The sequence below is a fragment of the Streptomyces sp. NPDC023541 genome, from assembly GCF_055559995.1.
Genome location: NZ_JBVHJO010000021.1, coordinates 51,237 through 76,726, shown reverse-complemented (window position 1 = coordinate 76,726; position 25,490 = coordinate 51,237). Strand labels below are relative to the sequence as shown.

The 25,490-nt window shown below is 72.3% G+C and carries 26 protein-coding genes; 17 read left to right on the top strand and 9 right to left on the bottom strand.

Annotation, left to right across the window (positions count from 1 at the left end):
- Positions 1-187: 187 nt before the first annotated feature.
- From ACZ3X1_RS33190 to mshD, 3 genes are all read right to left on the bottom strand, one after another.
- Positions 188-1,147 carry a CHAD domain-containing protein gene (locus ACZ3X1_RS33190; protein ID WP_467282673.1) on the bottom strand — a complete coding sequence of 320 codons (960 nt, stop codon included), beginning with the start codon at positions 1,145-1,147 and terminating at the stop codon, positions 188-190.
- A complete protein-coding gene (locus ACZ3X1_RS33185) occupies positions 1,128-3,440 on the bottom strand; it encodes an RNA degradosome polyphosphate kinase (protein WP_356814851.1) in 2,313 nt (770 codons plus the stop codon). The genes ACZ3X1_RS33190 and ACZ3X1_RS33185 overlap by 20 nt, the downstream gene beginning before the upstream one ends.
- A 366-nt stretch (positions 3,441-3,806) precedes the next feature.
- A complete protein-coding gene (mshD, locus tag ACZ3X1_RS33180) occupies positions 3,807-4,733 on the bottom strand; it encodes a mycothiol synthase (RefSeq protein ID WP_356816032.1) in 927 nt (308 codons plus the stop codon).
- Between the two features lie 171 nt (positions 4,734-4,904).
- Here mshD and ACZ3X1_RS33175 point away from each other — a divergent pair, with 171 nt between their 5' ends.
- The gene (locus tag ACZ3X1_RS33175) at positions 4,905-6,722 is read left to right on the top strand and encodes a bifunctional metallophosphatase/5'-nucleotidase (RefSeq protein WP_467282671.1); all 1,818 of its coding nucleotides are present in this window, start codon (positions 4,905-4,907) and stop codon (positions 6,720-6,722) included.
- 98 nt (positions 6,723-6,820) lie between these two features.
- On the opposite strand, the gene ACZ3X1_RS33170 is transcribed toward ACZ3X1_RS33175, so the two are convergent.
- Complete coding sequence (locus ACZ3X1_RS33170) at positions 6,821-7,606, bottom strand: alpha/beta fold hydrolase (RefSeq protein ID WP_467282669.1); 786 nt, start codon at positions 7,604-7,606, stop codon at positions 6,821-6,823.
- 121 nt (positions 7,607-7,727) lie between these two features.
- Between ACZ3X1_RS33170 and ACZ3X1_RS33165 the strand changes: the two genes are divergently transcribed.
- Complete coding sequence (locus ACZ3X1_RS33165) at positions 7,728-8,297, top strand: TetR/AcrR family transcriptional regulator (RefSeq protein ID WP_356813739.1); 570 nt, start codon at positions 7,728-7,730, stop codon at positions 8,295-8,297.
- Between the two features lie 75 nt (positions 8,298-8,372).
- Positions 8,373-9,269 carry a phosphatidylinositol-specific phospholipase C gene (locus ACZ3X1_RS33160; RefSeq protein ID WP_356813738.1) on the top strand — a complete coding sequence of 299 codons (897 nt, stop codon included), beginning with the start codon at positions 8,373-8,375 and terminating at the stop codon, positions 9,267-9,269.
- Here the strand turns inward: ACZ3X1_RS33160 and ACZ3X1_RS33155 are convergent.
- From ACZ3X1_RS33155 to ACZ3X1_RS33145, 3 genes are all read right to left on the bottom strand, one after another.
- A complete protein-coding gene (locus ACZ3X1_RS33155) occupies positions 9,249-10,694 on the bottom strand; it encodes a sensor histidine kinase (protein WP_356813737.1) in 1,446 nt (481 codons plus the stop codon). The genes ACZ3X1_RS33160 and ACZ3X1_RS33155 overlap by 21 nt on opposite strands.
- Complete coding sequence (locus ACZ3X1_RS33150; RefSeq protein ID WP_362633592.1) at positions 10,691-11,422, bottom strand: response regulator transcription factor; 732 nt, start codon at positions 11,420-11,422, stop codon at positions 10,691-10,693. The genes ACZ3X1_RS33155 and ACZ3X1_RS33150 overlap by 4 nt, the downstream gene beginning before the upstream one ends.
- A 78-nt stretch (positions 11,423-11,500) precedes the next feature.
- Positions 11,501-12,730 (bottom strand): S1C family serine protease, encoded by a 1,230-nt coding sequence (locus tag ACZ3X1_RS33145; protein ID WP_467282665.1) that lies wholly within the window; start codon positions 12,728-12,730, stop codon positions 11,501-11,503.
- Between the two features lie 196 nt (positions 12,731-12,926).
- On the opposite strand from ACZ3X1_RS33145, the gene ACZ3X1_RS33140 reads away from it, so the two are divergent.
- The gene (locus ACZ3X1_RS33140; RefSeq protein WP_467282661.1) at positions 12,927-13,298 is read left to right on the top strand and encodes a hypothetical protein; all 372 of its coding nucleotides are present in this window, start codon (positions 12,927-12,929) and stop codon (positions 13,296-13,298) included.
- Between the two features lie 11 nt (positions 13,299-13,309).
- Here the strand turns inward: ACZ3X1_RS33140 and ACZ3X1_RS33135 are convergent, their stop codons facing one another.
- Together ACZ3X1_RS33135 and ACZ3X1_RS33130 are read right to left on the bottom strand one after the other, a co-directional pair.
- Positions 13,310-14,332, bottom strand: a complete 1,023-nt coding sequence (locus tag ACZ3X1_RS33135; protein WP_030659049.1) for a LacI family DNA-binding transcriptional regulator — start codon at positions 14,330-14,332, stop codon at positions 13,310-13,312.
- 70 nt (positions 14,333-14,402) lie between these two features.
- A complete protein-coding gene (locus ACZ3X1_RS33130) occupies positions 14,403-15,185 on the bottom strand; it encodes a response regulator transcription factor (protein WP_362633598.1) in 783 nt (260 codons plus the stop codon).
- A gap of 471 nt (positions 15,186-15,656) precedes the next feature.
- On the opposite strand from ACZ3X1_RS33130, the gene ACZ3X1_RS33125 reads away from it, so the two are divergent.
- The 13 genes from ACZ3X1_RS33125 to ygfZ all read left to right on the top strand — a co-directional run bounded on the left by ACZ3X1_RS33125 (position 15,657) and on the right by ygfZ (position 25,485).
- Positions 15,657-15,911 (top strand): MoaD/ThiS family protein, encoded by a 255-nt coding sequence (locus ACZ3X1_RS33125; protein WP_356813731.1) that lies wholly within the window; start codon positions 15,657-15,659, stop codon positions 15,909-15,911.
- Positions 15,912-15,921: 10 nt separating this feature from the next.
- Positions 15,922-17,577, top strand: coding sequence for a hypothetical protein (locus ACZ3X1_RS33120; RefSeq protein ID WP_467282653.1), 1,656 nt, complete (start codon positions 15,922-15,924; stop codon positions 17,575-17,577).
- A 63-nt stretch (positions 17,578-17,640) separates the two neighbouring features.
- Entirely contained in the window at positions 17,641-18,357 is a 717-nt protein-coding gene (locus ACZ3X1_RS33115; protein ID WP_356813730.1) for an LmeA family phospholipid-binding protein, read from the top strand.
- Between the two features lie 155 nt (positions 18,358-18,512).
- Positions 18,513-18,602 carry an Ms5788A family Cys-rich leader peptide gene (locus tag ACZ3X1_RS33110; protein WP_350875872.1) on the top strand — a complete coding sequence of 30 codons (90 nt, stop codon included), beginning with the start codon at positions 18,513-18,515 and terminating at the stop codon, positions 18,600-18,602.
- 178 nt (positions 18,603-18,780) lie between these two features.
- Positions 18,781-19,626 (top strand): sulfurtransferase, encoded by an 846-nt coding sequence (locus tag ACZ3X1_RS33105; protein ID WP_356813729.1) that lies wholly within the window; start codon positions 18,781-18,783, stop codon positions 19,624-19,626.
- 55 nt (positions 19,627-19,681) lie between these two features.
- Positions 19,682-19,972: a DUF1416 domain-containing protein gene (locus ACZ3X1_RS33100; RefSeq protein WP_030030422.1), complete on the top strand. Its 291-nt coding sequence runs from the start codon at positions 19,682-19,684 to the stop codon at positions 19,970-19,972.
- A gap of 127 nt (positions 19,973-20,099) precedes the next feature.
- Complete coding sequence (locus tag ACZ3X1_RS33095) at positions 20,100-20,363, top strand: DUF3099 domain-containing protein (protein ID WP_356813728.1); 264 nt, start codon at positions 20,100-20,102, stop codon at positions 20,361-20,363.
- Between the two features lie 114 nt (positions 20,364-20,477).
- Positions 20,478-21,266 (top strand): hypothetical protein, encoded by a 789-nt coding sequence (locus tag ACZ3X1_RS33090; RefSeq protein WP_467282647.1) that lies wholly within the window; start codon positions 20,478-20,480, stop codon positions 21,264-21,266.
- Entirely contained in the window at positions 21,263-22,147 is an 885-nt protein-coding gene (locus ACZ3X1_RS33085; RefSeq protein ID WP_467282644.1) for a hypothetical protein, read from the top strand. Before ACZ3X1_RS33090 ends, ACZ3X1_RS33085 begins: the two co-directional genes overlap by 4 nt.
- Positions 22,144-23,109 (top strand): hypothetical protein, encoded by a 966-nt coding sequence (locus ACZ3X1_RS33080; RefSeq protein WP_467282642.1) that lies wholly within the window; start codon positions 22,144-22,146, stop codon positions 23,107-23,109. Before ACZ3X1_RS33085 ends, ACZ3X1_RS33080 begins: the two co-directional genes overlap by 4 nt.
- Before the next feature lie 269 nt (positions 23,110-23,378).
- The gene (locus ACZ3X1_RS33075) at positions 23,379-23,951 is read left to right on the top strand and encodes a heme-binding beta-barrel domain-containing protein (protein ID WP_356813724.1); all 573 of its coding nucleotides are present in this window, start codon (positions 23,379-23,381) and stop codon (positions 23,949-23,951) included.
- 79 nt (positions 23,952-24,030) lie between these two features.
- Entirely contained in the window at positions 24,031-24,495 is a 465-nt protein-coding gene (locus ACZ3X1_RS33070; protein WP_467282640.1) for a Fur family transcriptional regulator, read from the top strand.
- A gap of 21 nt (positions 24,496-24,516) precedes the next feature.
- The gene (ygfZ, locus tag ACZ3X1_RS33065; RefSeq protein WP_356813722.1) at positions 24,517-25,485 is read left to right on the top strand and encodes a CAF17-like 4Fe-4S cluster assembly/insertion protein YgfZ; all 969 of its coding nucleotides are present in this window, start codon (positions 24,517-24,519) and stop codon (positions 25,483-25,485) included.
- Positions 25,486-25,490 lie beyond the last annotated feature (5 nt).

The following is a 25,490-nucleotide window of genomic DNA, read 5'->3' as shown; positions in this document are numbered from 1 at the left end:
GACTACTGCGTCGGGTCGCGCGGGCCGGCTGCCCGCTCTGTGAGCCGCCGTATCCGTGCACGACCGAAATTAGGCGGAACAGGTGAAGCAGCCGACCGGCCCGAGTGAACGGACGGTGAACCGTGGCGGACGACCCGGTGCGTTCCGGGGCGTCCGCACACACTTGCCATCATCCGTTATCCCACCGTTATCGCGGTGCGGCCGCCGGCTCCCGCAGCCACAGGTGCTGGAAGTCGGTCCGCGCCGCCTCGACCTGGTGGCGCTGGTCGGCGTGCAGGACGCCCAGGGCGTAGGCCGTCGCCGGGGCGATGCGGGGGGTGCGGGCGGCCGTGGCGGAGGCGGCGGCGGCCTCGGCGGCGTCCCGGTGGCGGTCCAGGGCCTCGCCCGCGGCCGCCGGGCGTGTCACGTCCTCGCCGAGGACCTCCCGCGCGTAGCGGTGGACCCGCATGAGGCGGCGTACCTCGTGCCAGAGGCCGTCGTGGTCCGCGTCGTACGGGCTCGGCGCCGCCTCGCGGCCGCCGACGGGGGGCAGCGCCGATACCGCGGCCGACAGTCGGGTTTCGGCCACGGCCGCGAGGGGCACGAGGACCTCTCCCACCCGGCCGCGGGCCGCGACGGCGTCGAGCGGGACCTCGGAGGCGAGCAGTGCCACCGCGTCCGCCACCGCGTGGAAGCGGGACGAGCCGAGCGCCTGGAGGGTGGCCGAGTGCGCGCGCGTACGGGCCAGGGTCAGCTGGCGGTCCAGCAGTGCGCCCGCGCGCGCCGAGCCCACCGTCAGCGCGCCGGCCGAGCCGCGCGGCGCCGGGAGCTGCGGGGACCCCGACAGCCGGTGCAGTGCGTCCATGAGCCGGGCCAGCCGGGCGGCGTAGGCGTGCTCGTCGGCCAGGGTCGAGGACAGCCAGGCCAGCTCGGTGCGCAGCCCGTCCGCCCAGGAGGACTCGGTCACCGCCCGGAAGGTGGCCAGTGATCCGCTGATGCGGCGCGCGGCCCCCCGCAGGCTGCGCGCCGCGACGCCGCTTTCGGTGGCGGCGGCCCCGCTCTCCTCGTGCAGGCGCAGGCCCCGCAGGAAAGCCGTGGCCTGGGAGCGCAGGTACGTGCCGAGCACGTCCCCCGCGTCCGCCATCGGGTCATGGTTTGGCTGAGCCACGCCGGCGCCTCCGGGCGTCTATGAGCGTCTCCTGTACGTGCCGCAGCGGCTGGCCGTCCGCATCCGTGCTGTGCCGGGTCCATTCGCCGTCCGGGCCGAGGTGCCAGGAGGAGGTGGCGTCGGACATCCCGGTTTCCAGCATCCGGTCCAGTGCCGCGCGGTGGGCCGGGTCGGCGACCCTGACCAGTGCCTCGATACGGCGGTCGAGGTTGCGGTGCATCATGTCGGCGCTGCCGATCCACACCTCGGGCTCGCCGCCGTTGCCGAAGGCGAAGACCCGGGAGTGTTCGAGGAAGCGGCCGAGGATCGAGCGGACCCGGATGTTGTCCGAGAGTCCGGGGACCCCTGGGCGGACGGCGCAGATGCCGCGCACCCAGATGTCGACGGGCACTCCCGCCTGGGAGGCCCGGTAGAGGGAGTCGATGAGGGCCTCGTCGACGATCGAGTTCATCTTGAGGCGCACGTACGCGGCGCGGCCGGCCCTGTGGTGGGCGGCCTCCTTGTCGATCCGCGCGATCAGGCCGTCCCGCAGCGAGCGGGGGGCGACCATCAGCCGGCGGTAGGTCTCGCGGCGCGAGTAGCCGGACAGCCGGTTGAACAGGTCGGAGAGGTCCGCGCCGACCTGCGGGTCGGCCGTGAGCAGGCCGAGGTCCTCGTACAGGCGGGCGGTCTTCGGGTGGTAGTTGCCGGTGCCGACGTGGGCGTAGCGGCGCAGCTGGTCGCCCTCCTGGCGGACGACGAGCGACAGCTTGCAGTGGGTCTTGAGGCCGACGAGCCCGTAGACGACGTGGCAGCCGGCCTCTTCCAGCTTGCGGGCCCACTTGATGTTGGCCTGCTCGTCGAAGCGGGCCTTGATCTCGACGAGTACGAGGACCTGCTTGCCGGATTCGGCGGCGTCGATCAGGGCGTCCACGATGGGGGAGTCGCCGGAGGTGCGGTAGAGCGTCTGCTTGATGGCGAGGACGTCGGGGTCGGCCGCGGCCTGCTCCAGGAACCTCTGCACCGAGGTGGAGAAGGAGTCGTACGGGTGGTGCAGCAGGACGTCGCGCTCGCGCAGGGCGGCGAAGACGTCGGGCGCGTGCGCGGACTCGACCTCGGCGAGGTCCCGGTGGGTGCCGGCGACGAACTTCGGGTACTTGAGCTCGGGCCGGTCCAGGGAGGCGATCCCGAAGAGGGCGGTCAGGTCGAGGGGCCCGGGCAGCGGGTACACCTCGGAGGCGTTGACGTTCAGCTCCTGCACCAGGAGGTCCAGGACGCCGGGGTCGATGGACTCCTCGACCTCCAGGCGCACGGGCGGGCCGAAACGGCGCCGCATGAGCTCCTTCTCCAGGGCCTGGAGAAGGTTCTCGGCGTCGTCCTCCTCCACCTCCAGGTCCTCGTTGCGGGTCACGCGGAACATGTGGTGCGCGAGCACCTCCATGCCCGGGAACAGCTCCTCCAGGTGCGCGGCGATGACGTCCTCCAGCGGGACGTAGCGCTGCGGGGAGGCCTCCAGGAAGCGGGAGAGGATCGGCGGCACCTTGACGCGGGCGAAGTGGCGGTGGCCGCTGACGGGGTTGCGCACGACCACGGCCAGGTTGAGGGAGAGGCCGGAGATGTACGGGAAGGGGTGCGCGGGGTCCACGGCCAGCGGGGTCAGCACCGGGAAGATGTGGTTCCGGAACAGCGTGAAGAGGCGGGCCTGCTCCTTCTCGGTGAGGTCGGGCCAGCGGATCAGGTGGATGCCCTCCTCGGCCAGCGCCGGGGAGATGTCCTGCTGGAAGCAGGCGGCGTGGCGGGCCATGAGCTCGCGCGAGCGCGTCCAGATGAGGTCCAGCACCTCGCGGGGCTGCAGGCCGGAGGCCGATCGGGTGGCGACGCCCGTCGCGATGCGCCGTTTGAGGCCGGCCACGCGGACCATGAAGAACTCGTCGAGGTTGCTCGCGAAGATCGCCAGGAAGTTGGCGCGCTCCAGGAGCGGGGTCGTGGGGTCCTCGGCGAGCTCCAGCACCCGCTCGTTGAAGGCGAGCCAGCTGCGCTCCCGGTCGAGGAAGCGGCCCGGGGGGAGTTCCCCGCCGTCCTTGTCGTCGTAGGCGTCCAGGTCGGCGTCGAGATCGGGGTCGAAATCGACGTGCGGGCGGTGCGCTGCGATGGAGCCTATGCGGGCGTGGGCCGCGGCGGCGGGCGCCTGCCCGGCGGCGTTGCCGGTGTCCTTGCCGGTGTCCTTGCCGGCCTTGCCGGCGGCGGACGCGGACGGGTGGGACGGGTGCTGGGCGGGGACCTCGGTGGGACCGGCGCTGGGCTTGTGGCTCATGACTCCATTCTTCCGCGCAAGCGGCAGGACAGGCGCGTCGGACGTGTCGGCCGTCAGTCGGAGTCGGGGCTGCATTGGGGGAGAGTCGCAAGCGCTTCTGAATGCCCGGTTAATGGCGCATGGCTTCCCGGCTCCGGCCGGCCCACGAGTCGCCTCCCGGCGGGGGTGGCGAAGGTGGCGGGGGCGGGGCGTACGGCCCGGCGTGCCGCGTGCGGTGCCGGGCCGGGTGGGCTGCACCCTTGGCCCCGCCGGGCGTGTCCCCGCCCGGACCCGCGCCTCGCCGGCGGGGCGCAAGGATCGGGGCTCCGCCCCGGCCCTGCGCCCCAAGCGCCGGCGGGGCCGGGTTGTGCGGCGGGGGCCGGGGGGTCAGCTCTCCGTGCGGTACATCAGGTCGACCTCGTGGGTGGTGAAGCCGAGGCCCTCGTAGACGGCGAGGGCCGCCGGGTTGTCGGCGTCGACGTAGAGCATGGCCGTCGGCAGGCCCTGGGCCGCCAGGTGCTGCAGGCCGATCGCGGTGAGGGCCTTGCCGAGGCCGCCGCCCTGGGCGCCGGGGAGGACGCCGACCACGTAGACCTCGCCCAGCTGCTCCGCCGCGTGGACCTTCGTCCAGTGGAAGCCGACGAGCTCGCCGTCGCGCTCGGCGAGGAAGAACCCCTTGGCGTCGAACCACGGCTGCGCGATGCGGTCGTCGAGGTCGCGCTGGGTGAGCGAGCCCTGCTCGGGGTGGTGGGCGAAGGCCGCCGCGTTCGCCGCGAGCCAGGCCGCGTCGTCGGTGCCGGGCTGGAAGGTCCGTACGGTCACGCCCGGCGGGAGTACCGGGTCGGGCAGCGGGGCCCCCTCGGCCAGGGGCCGGCGCAGCTGGCGCAGCTCGCGGAAGAGGGTCAGGCCGAGCACCTGGGCGAGGTGCCGGGCGGCGGACTTGCCGCCGTGGGCCCATACCCGCAGCCGCTTGCCGGAGGCGGCCAGCAGGGCCATCCCCATGACGCGCCCGTGGCCGCGGCCGCGCAGGGCGGGGTGCACGAGGAGTTCGGCTGCCGGGGCCTCCACCGGGTCGGTGTCCTCCAGTTGTCCGTACGCGGCGAGCCGGCCGCCGTCGGTGAGCAGGAAGTGCCGGATTCCCGCGCGCGGCCCTCCGCGCAGCTGGAGCCTTCCCTGTTCGGACACGGCGGTGGTGCCGTCCGTACGCGCCGCGTCCTCGATCAGGTCGAGGACGGCGTCGGCCTGTTCCCCCGTCAGCTCGTCGAGGGTCTGAATCTGCCGTCCCGGCTCCAGGGCCGCTGCTGCGTCAGTCATGGAACGAGCCTACGACCGTCCCGGCCGCCGGGGTGGAGTGCGGGCGCAGGGTCGGTCCTTCTTCTGCGCGTAACCAACGCGATACCCGTTACCCCCTGGTAGAGCTACGCGCGTTGACCATAGGCTTCGGCGGACCTCCCAAGCAGTATCGCTGTCCACAAAGGGGACTAAATGTCAGCGACGCCACAACGGCACCGCCGAAACCGCCGGTTGACCTTCGCCGCCTTCGCCGTCACGGCCGGGGCCGGAGCGCTGGTCGCGGCCGCACTGCCGGCCGGTGCCGCGAGTGGTGGCGGTGCGGCCAAGAGCCGGACCGTCGACGTGCAGATGCTGTCGTTCAACGACTTCCACGGCACCCTGGAGCCCCCGCAGGGCTCCTCCGGCACCGTGACCGAACGTCAGGCCGACGGCACCACCAAGGCCATACCCGCGGGCGGGGTCGAGTACCTCGCGACCAGCCTGCGCGAGGCCCGCAAGGGCCACGAGTACTCCGTCACCGCAGCGGCCGGCGACATGATCGGCGGCAGCCCGATGCTGTCGGGGCTCTTCCACGACGAGCCGAGCATCGAGGCGCTGAACAAGCTGGGCCTGAACGTCTCCAGCGTCGGCAACCACGAGTTCGACGAGGGTGGGACCGAGCTGCGCCGCATGGCGTACGGCGGCTGCCACCCGGTCGAGGGCTGCTACGAGTTCGGCAAGGAGTTCACGGGCTCCACCTTCCAGTACCTCGCCGCGAACGTCACGGACGAGAAGACCAAGCGCCCCCTGATGTCGCCCACCTACGTGTGGAAGAAGGGCGACGTGAAGATCGGCTTCATCGGCGTCACCCTGGAGGGCACTCCGGACGTCGTGACCGCCGAGGGCGTCAAGGGCCTCAAGTTCGGCGACGAGATCGAGACGATCAACAAGTACGCCGCCGAGCTGAACAAGCAGGGCGTGAAGTCGATCGTCGCGCTGATCCACGAGGGCGGTCTGCCCGCGAACGGCGCGTACAACTACGACTGTGACGTCCCGGGCGCCGGCGCCGGCATCTCGGGCGCGATCGTGGACATCGCCAAGAACGTCGACGCCAAGGTCGACGCGCTGGTCACGGGCCACACGCACCAGGCCTACGCCTGCAACATCCCCGACCCGGCGGGCAACCCGCGCGCGGTGACCTCGGCGGCCTCGATCGGCCGTCTGTTCACGGACACCACGCTCACCTACGACCGGCAGACCAAGGACATCGTCCGTACGCCGGTCGCCTCGCCCAAGCCGGTCAACAAGGTCGTCACCCGGGAGCAGCCCAAGGCCCCGGACATGACCGAGCTGATCCAGCGCTGGAACGCCCTGGCCGCCCCGATCGCCAACCGCCCGCAGGGCTTCATCTCGGCGGACATTCCGGGCCGCGGATCGGCGGAGCACGAGAAGCCGCTCGGCGACCTGATCGCCGACGCCCAGCTGGAGGCGCTCGCCCCGGCGGACAAGGGCGGCGCGCAGCTGGCCGTCATGAACCCGGGCGGCATCCGCTCGGACCTCGCCTACAAGGCCTCGGGCGCCGAGGGCGACGGCGTGGTGACGTACGGCGAGTCCTTCACGGTGCAGCCGTTCACCAACATGATGAACGTCGTGGACCTGACCGGCGCGCAGCTGATCACCGCGCTCCAGCAGCAGGTGAGCGGGCCGGTCAACGGGACGAACCCGAAGATTCTGCAGGTGTCGAAGGGCTTCACCTACACCCTCGACATGACGAAGGCGGGCGCGGACCGCATCGTCGTGGACTCGGTCAAGCTGAACGGTGTCGCGATCGACCCCGCCAAGACCTACCGCGTCGCGATGAACGAGTTCCTCGCGGGCGGCGGTGACGGCTTCACCGTCCTGAAGGAGCACAAGAACAAGCTGGTCGGCGCGTCCGACCTGGACTGCTTCAACGCCTACCTGACGAAGAACTCCTCGGCGTCCGCGCCGATCGCCCCGCCGGCGGCGAACCGGATCACCGTCATCAAGTAGCACCCGCGCACAGCGCGCCCGGAGGGGCGGCGGGCCTGTCGGCCCGCCGCCCCTCCGGCGTTTCCCCGCGCACCCCCGTGGCGCGGGGGACCCGCGGGTCAGAGGGCCGCCAGGAAGGCCCCGACGGCCCGGTGGAAGCCGTCCGGGTCGGTGAACGGTACGAAGTGGTCGCCGTCGAGGGGCGCGTACGAGGTCTTCGGGCGCCGGGCGACCATCGCGTCGGCGACGGGCTGCGTGAGCGCCTGGCTCCGGGTGCCGTGGATCAGCAGGGCCGGGCAGGTGCTCGCGAGCCAGGCGTCCCAGTGGTCGCCGGCGCAGGCGTGGATGGAGTCGAGCATGTCCTGCGGGTGGTAGGCCAGGCGCCAGCCGCTGCCGTCGGGCAGGGGGCGCAGCCCGTCGGCGACGAAGGGCGATGCGGCCGGTCCGGCGGCGGCGAGGAGTTCCTCGCGGGTGGGGGCGGTGTAGGGGAGGCCGCCCAGGAAGTCGAACCAGTTCGGTCCGTCGGGGATGCGGATGTCGACGGTGGCGTCGACGCCGACGAGCGCGGAGATCCGCTCCGGGTGGGTGGCGGCCAGGTGGTAGGCGTTGGTTCCGCCCAGGGAGTAGCCGAGGAGCGGTAGGGGGGCGTCCAGGGCGAGGTGGTCGAGGAGGGCGAGGGCGTCGCGGACGTAGCCCTCGCGGCGGTAGTCGGGCGCCCGGTCCGACGCGCCGTGGCCGCGCTGGTCGGGGGCGATGACCCGCCAGCTGTCGCCGAGGGCGGCGGCGAGGCCGGTGAAGGCGACGGCCTCGGACATGCCGCCGTGCAGGGCGAGGAGTGGTCGGCCGGTGCCGCCGAAGTCCAGGTAGGAGAGGGTCCGGTTCTCGATCTTCAGCTCGTGGCGCATGTTCTTGCCTCCCGAGGGCTTGTGGATCTTTCCGACGGCTCCACCCTGCCAGGAGTTGCGCAAGCGCGCAATACGCTTGTATTGCGCGCTTGCCCAAAACGGCGGTGGATACGATCCCGGCATGGGAAATCGCGAGGACCTGCTGGCCGGAGCCCGGCGCTGCCTGGAGGAGAAGGGCTACCTGCGCACCACCGTGCGCGACATCGCCACGGCCGCGGAGGTGAGCATGGCGGCGATCGGATACCACTTCGGGTCGCGCGAGGCGCTGCTCAACCAGGCGCTGTTCGCCGCGATGGAGGAGTGGGCCGCGGGATCCGGCAGGCTCGCCGGAGAGGGTGAGACCGCGGGGGAGCGCTACGCCGACACCTGGGACCGCAAGATCCGGGACTTCGGCGAGACTCGCTGGCTGTGGCTGGCCTCCGTGGAGGCCTTCGTGCACGCGCAGTCCTCGCCCGAGCTCCTCGCGATCCTGGCCGAGGGGCAGCGCCGGAACCGCCGGATGGTGGCCGCCGCGCTGCGCGGGGTGCCGGAGTCCGAGGTGTCGCAGGAGGACGTGCGTGCCCTCGGCTCGATGCACATCGCGCTGCTGAGCGGGGTGATGGTGCAGACCCTGACCGATCCGGAGCAGGCTCCGGACGGCCGGGAGCTGCTCCGGGGGCTGCGCGAGATGGTCGGGCTGCTCGAAGACTGACCGCTGCCGACAGGTGGCAACTGTGACGTGTGCACGCCATAATCCGGCCATCACCGGGTCGGCGAAGGGGCGGGCATGGGCACGGTCACGAGCACGGGCATGGGCATGGGCCGGCGGGCGTTCCTGGCCGGAGCGCTGGCCGCGGGAGCGGCCGCCGGACTGGGGGCCGCACCCGCCCCGGCCGCCGCGGCGGCCCTGGGCACGCAGGACTGGATGTCCGGCCTCGGCGACTCCACCCCCCTCCAGCGGATGACCATCCCCGGCACGCACGACTCCGGGGCGGCCAAGGGCGGCCTCTACGTCGCCTGCCAGAACACTTCGATCGCCCAGCAGCTCGACTCCGGCATCCGCTTCCTCGACGTCCGCTGCCGGGTCACCGGCGGATCCTTCGCGATCCACCACGGGTCCTTCTTCCAGGACCTGATGTTCGGGGACGTCCTCGTCGCCTGCTGGAACTTCCTCTCCGCGCACCCCGGCGAGACCGTCCTGATGCGGGTCAAGCAGGAATACTCCGGGGAGAGCGACGCCACCTTCCGCGCCGTCTTCGACGACTACCTCGACCACCGCGGCTGGCGTCCGCTGTTCCGGATCGCCGACACCCTGCCCGCGCTGGGGCAGGCCCGCGGGAAGGTGGTCCTGCTCGCGGACAACGGCGGCCTGCCGGGCCTGCGCTACGGCGACGGCAACGTCTTCGACATCCAGGACGACTGGAACGCCGAACCCTTCGCCAAACGCGGGAAGATCGAGAACCACTTCCGCAAGGCCGTCCAACAGCCCGGCAAGCTCTTCGTGAACTACGTCAGCACCTCCGCCTACATGCCGCCGCGCTGGAACTCCGACCGGCTCAACCCGCAGGTGCACTCGTTCGTCGACGGCGGGGAGATGGCCGGCCGGACCGGGCTCGGCATCGTCCCCATGGACTTCCCCAACACCCGCTCGGGCCTGGTCGCCTCACTGATCCGGCACAACTGACGGCTCGGAGGGCGGCGGGGTCGGCGCGCCCGGGATGCGGAGCACCGCCTCCGTGCCCCCACCGCCGTCCGCCGCCGCCCGCAGCTCGGCGCTGCCGCCCGCGCGGGCCGCCGTACGGGCCACGATCGACAGGCCCAGCCCGCTGCCGGGCAGGGCGCGGGCGGACGGGGAGCGCCAGAACCGCTCGAAGACGTGCGGCAGGTCCTCGGCCGGGATGCCCGGCCCGTGGTCCCGTACGGTCAGCTCGCCCGCCCGCAGCGTCACCTCGACCGCGCCGCCCGGCGGGCTGAACTTCACCGCGTTGTCCAGGACGTTGACCACGGCACGCTCCAGCGCCGCCGCCTCGCCCCGTACGTACCAGGGCTCCAGGTCCGACGCGAAGGCCAGCTCCGGACCCCGCAGCCGGGCCCGCGACAGCGCGGCCGCGGCGATCTCGTGCAGGGCGACCACCCCGAGCCGGCCCGGGGCGGCCGCGTCCGGCCGGGACAGCTCCTGCAGGTCCCCGATCAGCGAGGCCAGTTCCGTCATCTGCGCCTTGACCGAGGCCAGCAGCTCCCGCCGGTCGTCGGGCGGGATGGCCCGGCCGGTCTCCTCACTGCGCGCGAGGAGCTCGATGTTGGTGCGCAGCGAGGTCAGCGGAGTGCGCAGCTCGTGACCCGCGTCCGCGATCAGCTGGGCCTGCCGCTCCTGGGAGGAGGACAGGGCCGCCGTCATCGCGTTGAAGGACCGCGACAGGCGGGCGATCTCGTCGTCGCCCTCGTCGGGGATCCGGACGGTCAGGTCCTCGGTACGGGCGATGTGCTCGACGGCGTCGGTCAGCTCGTCGACGGGCTGCAGCCCGGTACGGGCCACCCACAGGCCGGCCACGCCGGCGCCGACGACCCCGATGCCGGAGACGAGGAGCAGCACCCAGGCCAGGGTGGACAGGGGCTTGTCGATGTCGGCGAGCGGTTTGGCGATGGAGACGCCGCCGAAGACCTGGCCGGTGTCCGGGGCCACCACCGGGATCGTGAAGACGCGCATCTCGATGCCGGCGGAGGTCGTCACGGTCTGCAGGGTCTTGCCCCGCCGGCCCGCCGCGATCTCCTTGTCGGCCTCGGTCACCGGCAGGGCGGTCGGCCCGGCGACCCAGCAGTGGCGGCCGTCGGGGAGGACGATCTGGACGGTCGCGCCCAGGTTTCCGGCGGTCTGCTGCCGGGGCTGCTGCGGGGGCGGGAGACAGTCGTTCTGAATCACGATGCGGTTCACCTCGGCGCCGACGTTCGTCGCCACCAGGGAGCGGTCGAGCTGCTCGCGCAGCTGGGCGCGCACCATCACCCAGGACACCGCGGACACCGTGGCCACGGCGAGGGCCACCGCCACCGTGACCAGCAGGGCCAGCCGCGAGCGCAGCGGAAGGGCGCGGAAGCGGGCGACCGGGCTCACTCGGGCCCGCCGTCGCCGGCGCGCAGTACGTAGCCCACCCCGCGCACGGTGTGGACCAGGCGCGGCTCGCCGCCCGCCTCGGTCTTGCGGCGCAGGTACATCACGTACACGTCCAGGGAGTTGGAACTGGGCTCGAAGTCGAAGCCCCACACGGTCTTGAGGATCTGTTCGCGGGTCAGGACCTGGCGCGGGTGCGCGAGGAACATCTCCAGCAGCGTGAACTCGGTGCGGGTCAGCTCCACCGGCCGCCCGGCCCGGGTGACCTCACGGGTCGCGAGGTCCATGCGCAGGTCGCCGAAGGTCAGGGCGTCCTCGTGCGCGTCGGCGCCGGCCTGCGGGGCGGCGTAGGCGCTGCGGCGCAGCAGGGCGCGGACGCGGGCGAAGAGCTCGTCGAGCTCGAAGGGCTTGACGAGGTAGTCGTCGGCGCCCGCGTCGAGGCCGGTGACGCGGTCGCCGACGGTGTCGCGGGCGGTGAGCATCAGGATGGGGGTGACGCTGCCGGAGGCGCGCAGCCGACGCGCCGCCGTGAGCCCGTCCATCCGCGGCATCTGGATGTCCAGCACGATCAGGCCGGGGGCGTACGAGGCCGCTTTGTCGAGGGCGTCGAGGCCGTCGACGGCGGTCTGTACGGCGTACCCCTCGAAGGCGAGGCTGCGGCGCAGGGCCTCGCGTACGGCCGGTTCGTCGTCGACGACGAGGATCCGCGCTTCGCCTTCGGCGGGGTTCATGGATGGGTCTCCCAGGTGTGGTGGTCGGCCGGTGGCTCCGATGATGAGGGCGCCTCCAGCCTCGCACGGGCCGGACGGCTAGAAAGAGGTGCCGAAGCCGTTGGCGAAGGAGTCGCCGCCGGAGTCCCCGGGGTTGGCGGAGGATCCCTTGCCGCCGGGGCCGCCCTTGCGCAGGGAGTCCAGGTCGGCCTTGATCGTGTCGACCGGGATGGCGAAGCCGAGGCCGACGCTGCCGGCGGCGGAGCCGTCCGAGGAGGGGGAGTAGATCGCGGAGGGCATGCCCACGATCTCGCCGTTCATGTTGACCAGGGCGCCGCCGGAGTTGCCGGGATTGAGGGAGGCGTCCGTCTGGAGGGCCTTGTACGAGGTGGTGTCCGAGCCGGTGTTCCCGTTGAACTGGCGGCCGCCGAAGGAGAAGGGCCAGCCGTCCTCGCCCCGCTGCCGGCCCTGCGGGGAACCCTGCTCCGACTTGGGCACCTTCACCTCGCGGTTCAAGGCGGAGACGATGCCGCTGGTCACGGTGCCGGTGAGGCCGTCGGGGGAGCCGATGGCGACGACCTGGTCGCCGACCTTGACGCTGCCGGAGTCGCCGAGTGCGGCAGGCTTCAGACCGCCGGCGCCCTGGAGCTTGATCAGGGCCAGGTCCTTGTCGGGGTCGGTACCGACGATCTCGGCGGGGTACTTCTTGCCGTCACTCATCGTCACCCGGATCTCGGTGGCGCCGTCCACGACGTGGTTGTTGGTGGCGATCTCGCCGTCGGCGGTGAGCACGATGCCGGAGCCGGTGCCCTGGCCGGAGCCGGTGCGGGTGTCGATGCGGACGACCGAGGGGCTGAGCTGTTCGGCGATGCCGGAGACGGTGCCGGTGCTGGACTGCGAGACGTTCGTGCCGTTGACCCCGCCGGTCGTGCCGGCCTGCCGGTCCATCAGCTGCTGCACGGCCGCCGCGGTGCCGCCGCCGACCAGGGCGGCGGCGAGCGCGACGGCGGTCAGCAGGGCGGCGGGCTTCTTCGCGCGCCGGTCGGGTGCGGCGTGAGCCGGCCCCTGCCGGGTGCCGGCGCCGCCCTCGCCGCCGGCCGCCGGGACGGTCTCGCCCGCGATGACCAGCGGCCGGTGCACCTCGTGCCGGCCGGGCGCGGCCGGCGGGTAGGAGGGCGGCGGCGGATACGCCCCGGTCCCGGTCCCGGTTCCGGCTCCCGGCTCGTGCGCCGGCCGGTCGCGTCCGCGCTGCCGGTCCTCGCCGAACGGTGCGTGGCGGGGGCGGTGCTCCTGCGGGTACTCGCCTTCGCGGCGGAAGCTCTCGGTCATGACACGACTCTCCCCGTCGTTGATGAGAGCTTCCTGAGCCCGGCCTGAGAAGCCCGACAGAACCGCGTATGCCCCATGTAAAGACACTTCCCCGACGGCTCCCCTTTCCGCTATCTTGAACATGTTCAAGTGAACGTGTTCAAATACGGACCGGGGGTCGGGGATGGACGAGGTCGTGCGGCGGAAGGTGTCCGGCGTGCCGTGGAGGCTGGCGGTGGCAGCGGTCGCCGTGACGGCCGTCGCGGCGGTGTGCGCGGTGACCGTGGGGACGGGGCACGTGCCGGGCGCCGTCCACCTGGTGGTCCTGGCCGTCGTCGCCCTGCCGCTGCTCAGGCGCACCGCCCCGGCGTCCTTCTGCCGTGCCTGCCTGCTCGCCGGGATGGTGCTGCTGTGGGTGTCGCTGCTCGGGGCGAAGTTCGGCCTCGGGCCCGTCGTCCCGGCCTCGTTCCTGCTGCTGGCCGCCTCCGTCGCGGATCGCGACAACCCCCCGGACGGCACGTCGGTGGCGCTGGCCGCGGTGCTGCCGCCGGTGTTCTTCGTGGCGGCCTTCTGCATCTCCCCGTACTGAGGAGAGACGGCCTAACGGCAACCGCAGGAGCGGCGGATCACCAGGGCCGACGGGAACTGCTTGAGGCGTTCCCGGCGCGAGCCGGCCACGCGCAGCCCGTCGTCCAGGACGAGGTCCACCGCCGCGCGGGCCATCGCCGGGCGGTCGGAGGCGATCGTGGTCAGCGGCGGGTCCGTGAGGGCCGCCTCCTTGACGTCGTCGAAGCCCGCCACGGCGAGTTCCCCGGGCACGTCGATCCGCAGCTCGCGCGCGGCGCGCAGTACACCGATCGCCTGGTCGTCCGTGGCGCAGAAGATGGCGGTCGGCCGGTCCGGCCGCGCCAGGACCTCCAGGGCGACCGTGTAGGCGTCGTAGCGGTTGTACGGGGCCTCGATCAGCCGGCCCTCGATCGAGCGGCCCGCCTCCAGCATGGCCCGGCGCCAGCCCTCGACGTGGTCGGCGACCGGGTCGCCGACCGACGGGGTGTTCTCGATCCCGCCGATACAGGCGACGTACTCGTGCCCGTGCTCCAGCAGGTGCCGGGTGGCGAGCTGGGCGCCGCCGATGTCGTCCGTGACGACCGCGACGTCGTCGATCGCCTCCGGGCGCTCGTGCAGGAGCACCACGCGGGCGTCCCAGGCCTCGATCTCACTGGCGGCCTGCTCGCTCATGCCCTGGCTGACCAGGATCAGGCCCGAGACCCGCATCCCGAGGAAGGCCCGCAGGTAGTGGACCTCGCGCTCGGTGCGGTAGTCGGAGTTGCCGACCAGGACCATCTTTCCGCGCTCGGCGGCGGCCTGCTCGACCGCGTGGGCCATCTCCGCGAAGAACGGCTGGCGGGCATCGGGGACGATCATGCCTATGAGGTCGGTGCGCCGCGACGCCATCGCCTGGGCGACCCGGTCCGGGCGGTAGCCCAGGTCCTTGATCGCGGCGAGGACACGCTCGCGCGTGGCCGGGGCGACCGGCCGGGGTCCGTTGTTGATGACGTAGCTCACGACGGCGGTAGAAGTACCCGCAAGTCGCGCTACGTCATCCCGCGTCACCTTGGCCACGCGCGGCAGTCTACGCGGGGTGACCTACCTCTGGGCAGGGCATCCTGAAGACCGGACGATCACCGGCCCTTCAGGCCGACCGGGTGGCGGCCCCGGACGCCGGGACGGGGCCCTCCGCGGCCGCCTCCGCGGCGACCTTGGCCGCCGCCTGGGCCGCCGCCTCCGCGGCCGCCCGCTCGACCTTCTCCGGTGTGACGAAGCGGTAGCCGACGTTGCGGACCGTACCGATCAGCGACTCGTGCTCGGGGCCGAGTTTCGCCCGCAGCCGGCGTACGTGCACGTCGACCGTCCGGGTGCCGCCGAAGTAGTCGTAGCCCCAGACCTCCTGGAGCAGCTGGGCGCGGGTGAAGACCCGGCCCGGGTGCTGCGCGAGGTACTTGAGCAGCTCGAACTCCTTGAAGGTGAGGTCCAGCACCCGCCCCTTGAGCTTGGCGGAGTACGTGGCCTCGTCCACCGACAGGTCGCCGTTGCGGATCTCCATGGGGGAGTCGTCCGAGCCGAGCTGCTGACGGCCGGTGGCCAGCCGCAGTCGCGCCTCGACCTCGGCGGGGCCGGCGGTGTCCAGGAGCACGTCGTCGATGCCCCAGTCGGCGGTGACGGCCGCAAGGCCGCCCTCGGTGACGACCAGGATCAGCGGGCAGCCGGGGCCGGTGGAGCGCAGCAGCTGGCACAGTGACCGGACCTGTGGCAGGTCGCGGCGGCCGTCGACGAGGATGACGTCGGCGCCGGGGGTGTCCACGAGGGCCGGGCCCTCGGCCGGCGCCACCCGGACGTTGTGCAGCAGCAGGCCGAGTGCGGGCAGCACTTCGGTGGACGGCTGCAGTGCGTTGGTGAGCAGCAGGAGCGAGCTCATGACCGACCACCTGCCCTGGCCGGACGGTGGTGCACGGATCGCTGGTCCATCACGTCGGTTCCTCCTCGGTCCCGTCGAGGACGTGCGCGGTACTGCTTCGTACGTGTCGCCTGGTGCCCTCGCGGCCCCGCGCCCCGGGGAGTCCGCTCGGACACCGCTGTTCTCGGTTCGTTCAACGTGCTGAAAGCACAAAAGGACCCGGGGGCCACATTGCCCGGATCCTCTCGCCAGCAGAATAGCCCACCCGCCGTTTCGGGGCCGAGGCTCTTCCACTCCGTCTTCTGTGGTTCCTGCCACCCTCCTGCCACGTTTCCGCCCTGCGTATGCACCGGTTTCACCGGATCGGGGGCATGCGCGGCGGCGCCGGTCGCCCGCCCCGGCGCACACACGGCGCGTCGGGGCACGCCGGGGGCGGCGGCGCGAGGGGCCATCATGGAGGCCGACGGTAGAGAGCCGACGATAGGAGCTGCAGTGGCAACCGGAACCATCCGCTACTGGGCGGCGGCCAAGGCCGCGGCCGGGACTGCGGAGGAGCCGTACTCGGCGGGGACACTGGCCGAGGCGCTCGAGGGCGTGCGGGAACGCCACCCCGGGGAGCTGACCCGGGTCCTGCTGCGCTGCTCCTTCCTCGTGAACGAAGAACCTGTGGGCAAGCGCCCGCACGATTGCGTACCGCTGACCGAGGGGGGCACCGTCGAGGTGCTCCCGCCGTTCGCGGGCGGGTGAGCGGGAGCCGATGAGCACGCCTGAGGAACAGCAGCGCCGGCAGTACGCGCAGCAGCAGTCAGAGCAGCAGCCACAGCAGCAGCCGCAGCAGCAGGATCCGTACGGGACCCAGACCTGGCAGGCCGACACCTGGGACACCGGGTACCAGCCGGTGCACCCGCCACTGGGCGCGGTGCCGGGGCAGCCCGTCGCACCCGAGGGCTGGTTCCGGGACGAGGCCGCGGCTCCCGCCGAGCCCGCTCCGGCGCAGGACTGGTCGCAGGACTGGTCGCAGGGCGGTCCGGGTGCGGTGGCCGTGCCCGGTCACGCCGAGGCCTACCCGTCGTACCAGGCCCCCTCCCAGCCCCAGCTGCCGCCCCAGTCCCAGCTTCCGGCTCCGGAGGGATGGTTCCGGGACGAGGCCCCGGCGCCGGCCGCGCCCGCGTCCGCCGCCGAGACGGCGTATCTGCCGCCGTACCCGGGTCCCGGGCCGGAGCAGGGCGCCGCCGCGGAGCAGACCGCGTACCTGCCGCCCTACCCCGGTCCGGCGCAGCAGGCCGTCGCTCCGGAGGGCTGGTTCCGGGACGAGGCGCCGGCGCCGGTCGCGCCGGCACCCGCGCAGGACTGGTCGCAGGGGGCCGGGACGGCCGTCCCGGCGGCCGAGACGGCGTATCTGCCGCCGTACCCGGGTCCCGGGCCGGAGCAGGGCGCGGCCGCCGAGCAGACCGCGTACCTGCCGCGCTTCCCCGGCCCCGAGCCGCACCGGCAGGAGCCCGCCGCGGGCGCCGCCGAGCAGACCGCGTACCTGCCGCCCCAGACGGCCGCCGAGCCGGCTGGGGCCCGGGCCCAGGCCGCGGACGGCAACGCCGCCGAGGCGCCGGAGGCCGCCGCCGACTGGTCCCCGCCCACCCTCGGCGGGAACACCGTGCGCGCCGTGGACCCGGCCCAGGCCCGCGCCGAAGGCCGGTCGCCGATCATCGACCCCGGCCCGCAGTCGGCCATATTGACCGCCGCCCTCGGGCTGCTGCTCTCCGCGGCCGCCGTCCTCGGGCAGTTCGCCCTGCTCATGCCGCTGATCGCACTCCAGGGCCTCACCGCGGCCGGCTGGTTCCGCCTCAACGGCATGTGGCCCGCCCGGCAGGGCATCGCCCTCGCCTTCGCCGGAGCCCTGGTCGCCGACGCGGCCGTGCTCGCGGTGGAGGACGCGTACGGGGCCGGCGCGATCGTCGGCACCCTCGGTGCCTGGGTGCTGCTCACCCTCGTCCTCCAGCTGCGCAGCCACGCGGACCCCGACGAGCGGATGTACGGGCTGATGGCCTCGGTGGCCTCGGCCGCCCTCGCCGTCATCTGCACCGGCTACCTGGCCGCCGACACCGCCGCCGTCACGGTCGGTGCCGCCGCCGTCGCGGTCGCCGTCTTCGTGCGCGCGCTGCCGCTGCCCACCGCCACCTCGGTCGGCGTCGCGCTGGCCTCGGCCGCCGGCGTGGGCGTCGCGGTCGGCGGGCTCACCTCCGTCGGAGTGGGCGGGGCGCTGCTGGGCCTTGCCGCGGGGGTGTGCGCGCTGGTCGGACTGCGCGTGGCGGCGTACGACTACCCGTCGAAGTTCGTGCACATGACGGCCGGTGTCGCGCTGCCGCTCGCGGCCGCCGCTCCCGCCGTGTACCTGATGGGACGGGTGGTGGGCTGATACCCGTCCGACACGGAGCATGGTCCACTAGAACGCACGTACCGATTAGTAGGGGGAGGGCGCGTGCGGGTTCTGCGTGTCGTTGTGATCGTCGGAGTGGTGCTGGCGGCCCTGTTCGCCGGAGTGGACCGGTGGGCGGCCGGCTATGCCGAGAACCGGCTGGCCGAGCGGATACAGGCCCGCCAGGGACTGGCCGGTACCGCCGAGGTGGAGATCCACGGGTTCCCCTTCCTCACCCAGGCGCTCAGCCACGACCTGGACCGGGTCGACCTCGGCCTGCGGGGCGTCGAGGTCATGGCGGACGGCCGCAAGACGCGGCTCGCGGAGCTCGACGCGAGCTTCCACGGCGTGAAGCTGAACGGTGACTACAGCGGCGGCACGGCCGAGCGGGCCACCGGCACCGCGCTCATCACCTACGCCGACCTGACCGCCGCCTCGCAGACCGGCGCGACCCTCTCGTACGGCGGCGCGCCCGGCAAGGTGAAGGTCACCGCGTCGGTGGACATCGTCGGCAGGACGCTCTCGCGCAGCGTGATCTCGACGATCACGCTCGTGGACGCGCCGGACTCCAAGGGCGGCAAGATCGTCCGAGTGCACGCCGAAGAGGTGCCGGGTGAGGGCATCCCCGGGCTGGAGCGCCAGGTGCGCAAGCGGACCGACTTCGACCGCGATCTCGGCACCGGCCTTCCGGCCGGGCTGCAGCTCTCGGCGCTGACCTCGGACGAGGCGGGTGTGCACCTCACGCTGGGCGGCTCGAACGTGGTGATGGCCGGATCGTGAGACGGAGTGGTCCGATCCGCAGAAGGACGGGCCGCCCGGCGGGCCGGAGGGGCGCCGCGGCACCCGGAACGAGGCTTCGCGTCCCACCATACGGACGATCCTGTCTCGGAATATGACACACCGGTGACAGGGCGGCTGATTCGTCCCTACGATCCATGGCTATGAAGCATCAGCAGGCGGACCTCACGAAGCGACGGGCAGTAGACCTGTGTCGCGTCGCCGCCATGCTCTGTCGATCCATGTGACGTGTGAGCGCATCCGCTCCATCAGCCGGACGACGGCCCCGACAGGCCCTTCCCGCGTGACCGCAACCGCCTCCTGAACCCTGACGCCTCCCCGCGCAGGAAACCGAGCGCACCCGCAGGCACGCAGCACAGCGCAACCCGCACCGCCCCGCCGCACACTGCCCCGGAGGAGAACACCATGAGCCGCAGCGACGTCCTCGTAGACGCCGACTGGGTCGAGGCCCACCTGAACGACGCCAACGTCGTCATCGTCGAGGTGGACGAGGACACGTCCGCCTACGACAAGAACCACATCACCAACGCCGTCCGGATCGACTGGAAGAGCGACCTCCAGGACCCGGTGCGCCGCGACTTCGTGGACCAGGAGGGCTTCGAGAAGCTCCTCTCCGCCAAGGGCATCTCCAACGACGACACCGTCGTTCTTTACGGCGGCAACAACAACTGGTTCGCGTCCTACGCCTACTGGTACTTCAAGCTCTACGGCCACCAGGACGTCAAGCTCCTCGACGGCGGCCGCAAGAAGTGGGAGCTCGACTCCCGCGACCTCGTCGACGGCAAGGACGTCCCGAACCGCCCGGCCACCGAGTACAAGGCCAAGGCCCAGGACACCTCGATCCGCGCCTTCCGTGACGACGTCGTGGCCGCGATCGGCTCCCTGAACCTGGTCGACGTCCGGTCCCCCGACGAGTTCTCGGGCAAGCTGCTCGCCCCGGCGCACCTCCCGCAGGAGCAGTCGCAGCGCCCCGGCCACGTGCCGAGCGCCCGCAACATCCCGTGGTCGAAGAACGCCAACGACGACGGCACCTTCAAGTCGGACGACGAGCTCAAGGCCCTCTACGAGGCCGAGCAGGTCGACCTGGCGAAGGACACCATCGCCTACTGCCGCATCGGTGAGCGCTCCGCGCTCACGTGGTTCGTGCTGCACGAGCTCCTGGGCCAGGAGAACGTCAAGAACTACGACGGCTCGTGGACCGAGTACGGCTCGCTGGTCGGCGTGCCGATCGAGCTCGGCCCCAACAAGTAATCCCCGGGCACGCGACGCCCTCGTAGTACGACCCCTCCAGGACAGGACAGAGAACATGTGTGGAGCACAGATCGGCGGGCCCGACCTCGCGACCCTCAAGCCCGGTGAGACCGCCATCCAGGGCCAGGTGACCAAGGACGGCGAGCCCGTCAGCGGTTACGTGCGGCTGCTGGACTCGACCGGCGAGTTCACCGCCGAGGTCCCGACCTCGGCCACCGGCCAGTTCCGCTTCTACGCCGCCACCGGCTCCTGGACGCTGCGGGCGCTCGTCCCGGGTGCCCAGGCGGACCGTGCCGTCGTGGTCGCCGAGGCCGGCGGCGTGACGGACGTGGCGATCGCGGTCTGAGCACCGCGCATGTGATCGCCTGATCGAACGGCCGAAGGGCCGCACCCCCGGGGGTTGGACGCCACTGGAACGGGGTGCGGCCCTTCGTGCCGTTCCCGGTCCGGGCGTGCCGCCCTACCCTGGAAGCATGTACGCCCGGCGCCGGCGCGCCTACTTCCTGCTGATGGGCGGATGCCTGTTCCTCTTCGTCTCCGCCTGGGCCTTCGTGCGCCTGTGGTCGGTCGAGGCCGCGGTGGCCATGTGCGTGGTCGCGATGGTCATCCCGCCCGTCGCCGCGATGATCGCGAACCGGCGAGGCCCGGACGACCGCTGGTGGGACGACCCCTCGGGCGACCCGAAGTCCGACGAGTGGTGGGACGAACTGGACGGAAAGCGGCGCCACGAGGACTGAAGCGGTCGCGAGACGAGAACGTGATCCAGCTTCGTACAACTGCTCCCCTCCGCTGCGGGTCATGGGGTACGCGCGGGTAACCAGCCCGCGCCTCGCGGTTGTGTGGGGGACCTTTTGGAACACGAACAGACCATCCCTGAGCAGCGGAAAGAGGGGGAGAACGGACCGGAGTCGGGCCCTTCGGTCCCGCGCCGACGCGCGGGGCGCACGACGCTCCTGATCGCGGGCGCGGCCGTGCTCGGCGTCCTCGCCGGCACGGTCACCGGCTACGCGGTCCAGTACCAGCGGCAGCCCACGGCGCTGCCGCCGCTGGCCCAGCAGCAGATGGCCGGGCCGAAGCCGGCGGCCATGAACGACGCGACGAGCCGCCGCTCGATCAACGCCAACCGCTGGCACAAGGCGGACGAGGACCTGGCCAAGAAGCTGGTGGACCTCCCCGGCGGCGTACAGGACAGCTTCTCGGGACCCGTGTCCACGGACACGTTCTCGGCGGAGTACTTCCTCGAGCCCTCCGAGGCGGTCGGCTCGCTCATCAGGCAGGCCAAGCGCCTCGCCACCGCCCGGTGGTCCGAGAACGACCGGAACTTCGTAGAGATCAACCTGCTCCAGTTCCGCGACCGCGGGGGTGCCGACGACTTCTACACGGAGATCGTTCAGTACATGCCCGAGAAGGACCACGCGGGCAACACGGGCAAGGACGTCCCGGGCGCTCCGTCGGACTTCGGGCACATGTGGATCGACTCCAAGGCGCATCAGGAGCCCGGTTACCACCCGCTCCGGCAGGGCCGCGCCGTGGTCCGGCGCGGCGACATCGTCATGAGCATCGAGTACACGAACAACCGCGGCGAAGTCGACGAGAAGGCCCTGGTCGAGCTGGCCAAGCGACAGATGGAGCGGCTGTGAGCGAGCAGCAGAACGCAACCGGGCCCGAGTCGGCGCCCGCACCCGCGGCCGCGCCCGCGGTGACGTCCGCGGTGACGTCCGCGGTGACGTCTGAGCCCGTGCCCGCGGTGACGCCCGACGCCGCGCCCGTGCGCAAGAGGAACCGCAGGACGCTCGCGCTGGTCTCGGCGGCCGTGGGCGTCGTCGTCCTCGCGGGCGGCGGTGTCGCCGCCGCGGCCGCGCTCGCGGACGCCGACCGGACCTCGCCCACGCGGTACTGGGTGGCCGAGGACCACACGACCGGCGGCACTTCGGCCCCGGTCCCGTCCGTGCCGCCGAACGAGCTGACGGGCAAGCTGATGCCGCTGCCCGCCGACTACTGGCCGGGCCCCGACCTCGACCCCGAGGGCAACCACTACTTCCTCCCGAGCGACAAGGCGCTGCAGAGCTTCAAGGACGCCCGTACGGGCCTCTCCAGCAGCGAGCGCGCCGAGCGGGACAAGTCGCTGGCGGACCTGAAGCTCAAGGGCATGGCCGGGCGCAGCTACGCCCGCGGCGAGGGCTACGGCGGCGCGGTCGCCGAGATCCGGCTCATCCAGGCCGATGCGCAGCAGCTGGCCAAGTTCGGCGAGTTCACCAAGAAGCTCATCGAGCTCACCGCCGCCGGCGGCGAGGCCCCCCAGGTGGAGGGCTACCCGCAGGCCAAGTGCGGGCTGGACGACTCGCTCAAGGGCGGGAAGGACGGCAAGGAGAAGATCGACGCCCTCGACTGCGTGGCCGTCGAGGGGGACGTCCTCGTGACCTTCCGCATGTACGGGAGCAAGGGATTCGCGGTGAAGGACGCCGCGAGCCTGTTCAAGCAGCAACTCGACCACCTCAAGTCCCCCGGGGAGTCCGCGTGAGCGAGCAGAACACCACCGCCCCCGAGGGCGAGCACGAGGCGGTGACCGCGCCCGCGCCGCAGGCCGAGCCCGAAGCGGCGAAGCCGGCCGAAGCGGCGCCCGAGCCCGAAGCGGCGCCCGAGGGCGAAGCCGCCCCCGCGCCCGTCGGCGGGGCCGCGGCCCCGTCCAAGGACCGGCGGGCGCTGCGCGCCGCCCTGCGCTGGACCGCCGCCGTCGCCGTCTTCGCCGCGGTCGGCGCCGGAGTCGCGTACGGGATCACCGTGCCGGAGCGCACCGACGTCCCCGGCCTGTCCACCGAGGGCGACGGCCGCTGGACGTACCCGGAGCTGTCCCCGCCCGCGCTGCCGGCCGGCGCGCCCCTGCCCCAGGGCCCGGACAACAAGGACGGGACGCACTACGCGCAGCTCACCGGCCTGCTCCTGCCCGCTCCCCAGGGCGCCAAGGCTGACGACGCGGTCAAGGCCGACAAGGACGGGACGGTGCCGGTCGACTCCTTCCTGGAGGAGTACGCGCCCGAAGCCCGCGAGAAGCTCAGGACATCCCTCGAATGGGACGGGCTGCGGCAGGTCGTCGGCCGGGGCTGGACGACGCCGGACGGCACGCGTACGCACGTCTACCTGCTTCGCTTCCACTCGTCGGGCTTCGTCGACGCCTTCAAGGGCTGCGACACCAACGCACAGCTGACCGGCGTCTCGGCCCTGGACCTGGACGACGTCTGGAGCAAGGCCAAGAACACCCAGATGAACAGCACCGCGCTGGACTTCCCCGGCGCCGCCAACTTCGACGGCACCGACCTCAGCGTGTACCAGGAGGTGAAACCCATCACCGGCGAGGAGCAGACCAAGGTCGGCTGCCTCCGGACGGGTGACGTCCTGGGCATGGTCATCCAGACCCGCAAGGGCGAGGTGGCGCCCGTCCCCTTCCACCAGACGGTGATCCTGCAGAGCCAGCTGCTGAGCTGACCACCGGGCGGGCGCCGTACGGCCCACCTCACACCGTGCGCCGGTTCCCGGGCCAGTAGGCTTGGGGACCGGCCCCGTACAGCCCCGAAACGATTCCGAGGAGCACCCCGTGCTTGAGGCAGTCTTCACCTCCCTGCTGGTCCTGGTCTGCGTCGGCGTCATGGCCTTCACCGGCCTGGCCGTCAAGAAGCTGTACCAGGGTCAGCGCTGAGCACCGGCTCAGCTGACCGCCCCGGAACCCCTCCCACAGATCGCCTGAGCAGCCATTCATGATCCAGATCCCGTCCGACCTGAACCCGGGCCTCGTCCCCCTCGCCTTCCTCCTCGGCACCTGGGAGGGTGCGGGAGTCTTCGACTTCCCCGGTGAGGAGAAGTGCAACTTCGGCCAGGAGGTCGTCTTCAGCCACGACGGCCGGGACTTCCTGCAGTACGCCTCCCACACCTGGGTCCTCGACGCCGAGGGCAACAAGGTGCGGCCGCTGGAGTCCGAAGCGGGTTACTGGCGCATCGACAAGGACCGCAAGGTCGAGATCGTCATGGTCCGCGACCAGGGTGTCGTGGAGGTCTGGTACGGCGAGCTGGCCGACCAGAAGCCCCAGATCGACCTGGTCACCGACGCGGTCGCCCGGACCGCGGCCTCCGGCCCGTACAGCGGCGGCAAGCGGCTCTACGGCTACGTGAAGAGCGACCTCATGTGGGTCGGTGAGAAGGCCACCCCGGACGTCGAGCTGCGCCCGTACATGTCGGCCCAGCTCAAGAAGGTCGTCACGCCCGAGGAGGTCGCCGAGATGGCGCGCAACCTCCCGGACATGCCGGACGACGGCATCGCCTTCTTCCGCTGAGCGGCAACCTCCACAGGCTGTGCGCGAAAGGGGACCACGGGCTCGACCGCGGTCCCCTTCGCACACATACACTGGCGGGGTGGTGAGCACCGAGAGCGCCGAAGGAACCCCGGGCACCGACTGGAAGGCCGACCTGCGCCGGCGCGGGTACCGGCTGACGCCGCAGCGCCAGCTCGTGCTGGAAGCCGTCGACGCGCTGGAGCACGCCACGCCGGACGAGATCCTCGCGGAAGTGCGCAAGACGGCCTCGGGGGTCAACATCTCCACCGTCTACCGGACGCTGGAGCTGCTGGAGGAGCTCGGACTGGTCTCGCACGCCCACCTCGGGCACGGGGCCCCCACCTACCACCTGGCCGACCGGCACCACCACATCCACCTGGTGTGCCGTGACTGCGCCGACGTCATCGAGGCGGACGTCGACATCGCCGCCGAGTTCACCGCGAAGCTCCGTACGACCTTCGGCTTCGAGACCGACATGAAGCACTTCGCGATCTTCGGACTGTGCGAGAAGTGCGCCGCCGAACAGCGTGCCGCGTCCGCGTAGCAGGGTCGTAGGCTTGGTCGCATGACCAGCAGCCCCTTGCTCCATCTTCCCGGCGCCGTCCCGGCCGAAGGCCGCGACGAGGGCGTCGCCGCCCACTACGGCGAGCTGTACGGCGAACAGCGCGCCCTCGCCGACGGCCGCGGCTTCGTCGACCTCTCCCACCGCGGGGTCGTCTCCGTCACCGGACCGGAGCGGCTGAGCTGGCTGCACCTGCTGATCACCCAGCACGTCACCGATCTCCCCGCCGGACAGGCCACCGAGGCGCTGATCCTCTCCGCCAACGGCCACATCGAGCACGCGCTCTACCTCGTCGACGACGGCGAGACCACCTGGGCGCACGTGGAGCCCGGCACCCAGGGCGAGCTGATCGCCTACCTGGAGTCGATGAAGTTCTTCTACCGCGTCGAAGTCGCCGACCGCACCGAGGAGTTCGCGGTCGTGCACCTTCCGGCGGGCTCCATCGCCGAGATCGCCAAGGACCTGGTCGTGCGCGAGACCGCGTACGGCCGTGACGTCTTCCTGCCCCGCGCCGAGCTGGAGGCCTTCGCCGCCGCGCACGGCCCGGCCGCCGGCCTCCTCGCCCACGAGGCCCTGCGCGTCGAGGGACACCGCCCGCGGGTCGGCATGGAGACCGACCACCGCACCATCCCGCACGAACTGGGCTGGATCGGCACTGCCGTGCACCTGCAGAAGGGCTGCTACCGCGGCCAGGAGACGGTCGCCCGCGTCCACAACCTCGGCAAGCCCCCGCGCCGCCTGGTCTTCCTGCACCTGGACGGCTCCGAGGTGGTCCTCCCGGCGCACGGCGCCCCGGTACGGCTCGCCGCGGACGGGGAGGAGGGCCGGCAGCTGGGCTTCGTGACCACCGCCGTCCGCCACCACGAGCTGGGCCCGATCGCCCTCGCCCTGGTCAAGCGGAACGTCCCGGTCGACGCGCCGCTGCTGGTGGGCGGCACGGCCGCCGCCCAGGAGGTCGTCGTAGCGCCCTGACGCGC

What these genes read in the sequence shown, in the direction of transcription:
- ACZ3X1_RS33185 (WP_356814851.1), bottom strand. Translation starts at nt 3,440, where the DNA reads ATGAGCCACAAGCCCAGCGCCGGTCCCACCGAGGTCCCCGCCCAGCAC.
- mshD (WP_356816032.1), bottom strand. Translation starts at nt 4,733, where the DNA reads ATGACTGACGCAGCAGCGGCCCTGGAGCCGGGACGGCAGATTCAGACC.
- ACZ3X1_RS33175 (WP_467282671.1), top strand. Translation starts at nt 4,905, where the DNA reads ATGTCAGCGACGCCACAACGGCACCGCCGAAACCGCCGGTTGACCTTC.
- ACZ3X1_RS33170 (WP_467282669.1), bottom strand. Translation starts at nt 7,606, where the DNA reads ATGCGCCACGAGCTGAAGATCGAGAACCGGACCCTCTCCTACCTGGAC.
- ACZ3X1_RS33165 (WP_356813739.1), top strand. Translation starts at nt 7,728, where the DNA reads ATGGGAAATCGCGAGGACCTGCTGGCCGGAGCCCGGCGCTGCCTGGAG.
- ACZ3X1_RS33160 (WP_356813738.1), top strand. Translation starts at nt 8,373, where the DNA reads ATGGGCACGGTCACGAGCACGGGCATGGGCATGGGCCGGCGGGCGTTC.
- ACZ3X1_RS33150 (WP_362633592.1), bottom strand. Translation starts at nt 11,422, where the DNA reads ATGAACCCCGCCGAAGGCGAAGCGCGGATCCTCGTCGTCGACGACGAA.
- ACZ3X1_RS33145 (WP_467282665.1), bottom strand. Translation starts at nt 12,730, where the DNA reads ATGACCGAGAGCTTCCGCCGCGAAGGCGAGTACCCGCAGGAGCACCGC.
- ACZ3X1_RS33130 (WP_362633598.1), bottom strand. Translation starts at nt 15,185, where the DNA reads ATGAGCTCGCTCCTGCTGCTCACCAACGCACTGCAGCCGTCCACCGAA.
- ACZ3X1_RS33120 (WP_467282653.1), top strand. Translation starts at nt 15,922, where the DNA reads ATGAGCACGCCTGAGGAACAGCAGCGCCGGCAGTACGCGCAGCAGCAG.
- ACZ3X1_RS33110 (WP_350875872.1), top strand. Translation starts at nt 18,513, where the DNA reads ATGGCTATGAAGCATCAGCAGGCGGACCTCACGAAGCGACGGGCAGTA.
- ACZ3X1_RS33105 (WP_356813729.1), top strand. Translation starts at nt 18,781, where the DNA reads ATGAGCCGCAGCGACGTCCTCGTAGACGCCGACTGGGTCGAGGCCCAC.
- ACZ3X1_RS33100 (WP_030030422.1), top strand. Translation starts at nt 19,682, where the DNA reads ATGTGTGGAGCACAGATCGGCGGGCCCGACCTCGCGACCCTCAAGCCC.
- ACZ3X1_RS33095 (WP_356813728.1), top strand. Translation starts at nt 20,100, where the DNA reads ATGTACGCCCGGCGCCGGCGCGCCTACTTCCTGCTGATGGGCGGATGC.
- ACZ3X1_RS33075 (WP_356813724.1), top strand. Translation starts at nt 23,379, where the DNA reads ATGATCCAGATCCCGTCCGACCTGAACCCGGGCCTCGTCCCCCTCGCC.
- ygfZ (WP_356813722.1), top strand. Translation starts at nt 24,517, where the DNA reads ATGACCAGCAGCCCCTTGCTCCATCTTCCCGGCGCCGTCCCGGCCGAA.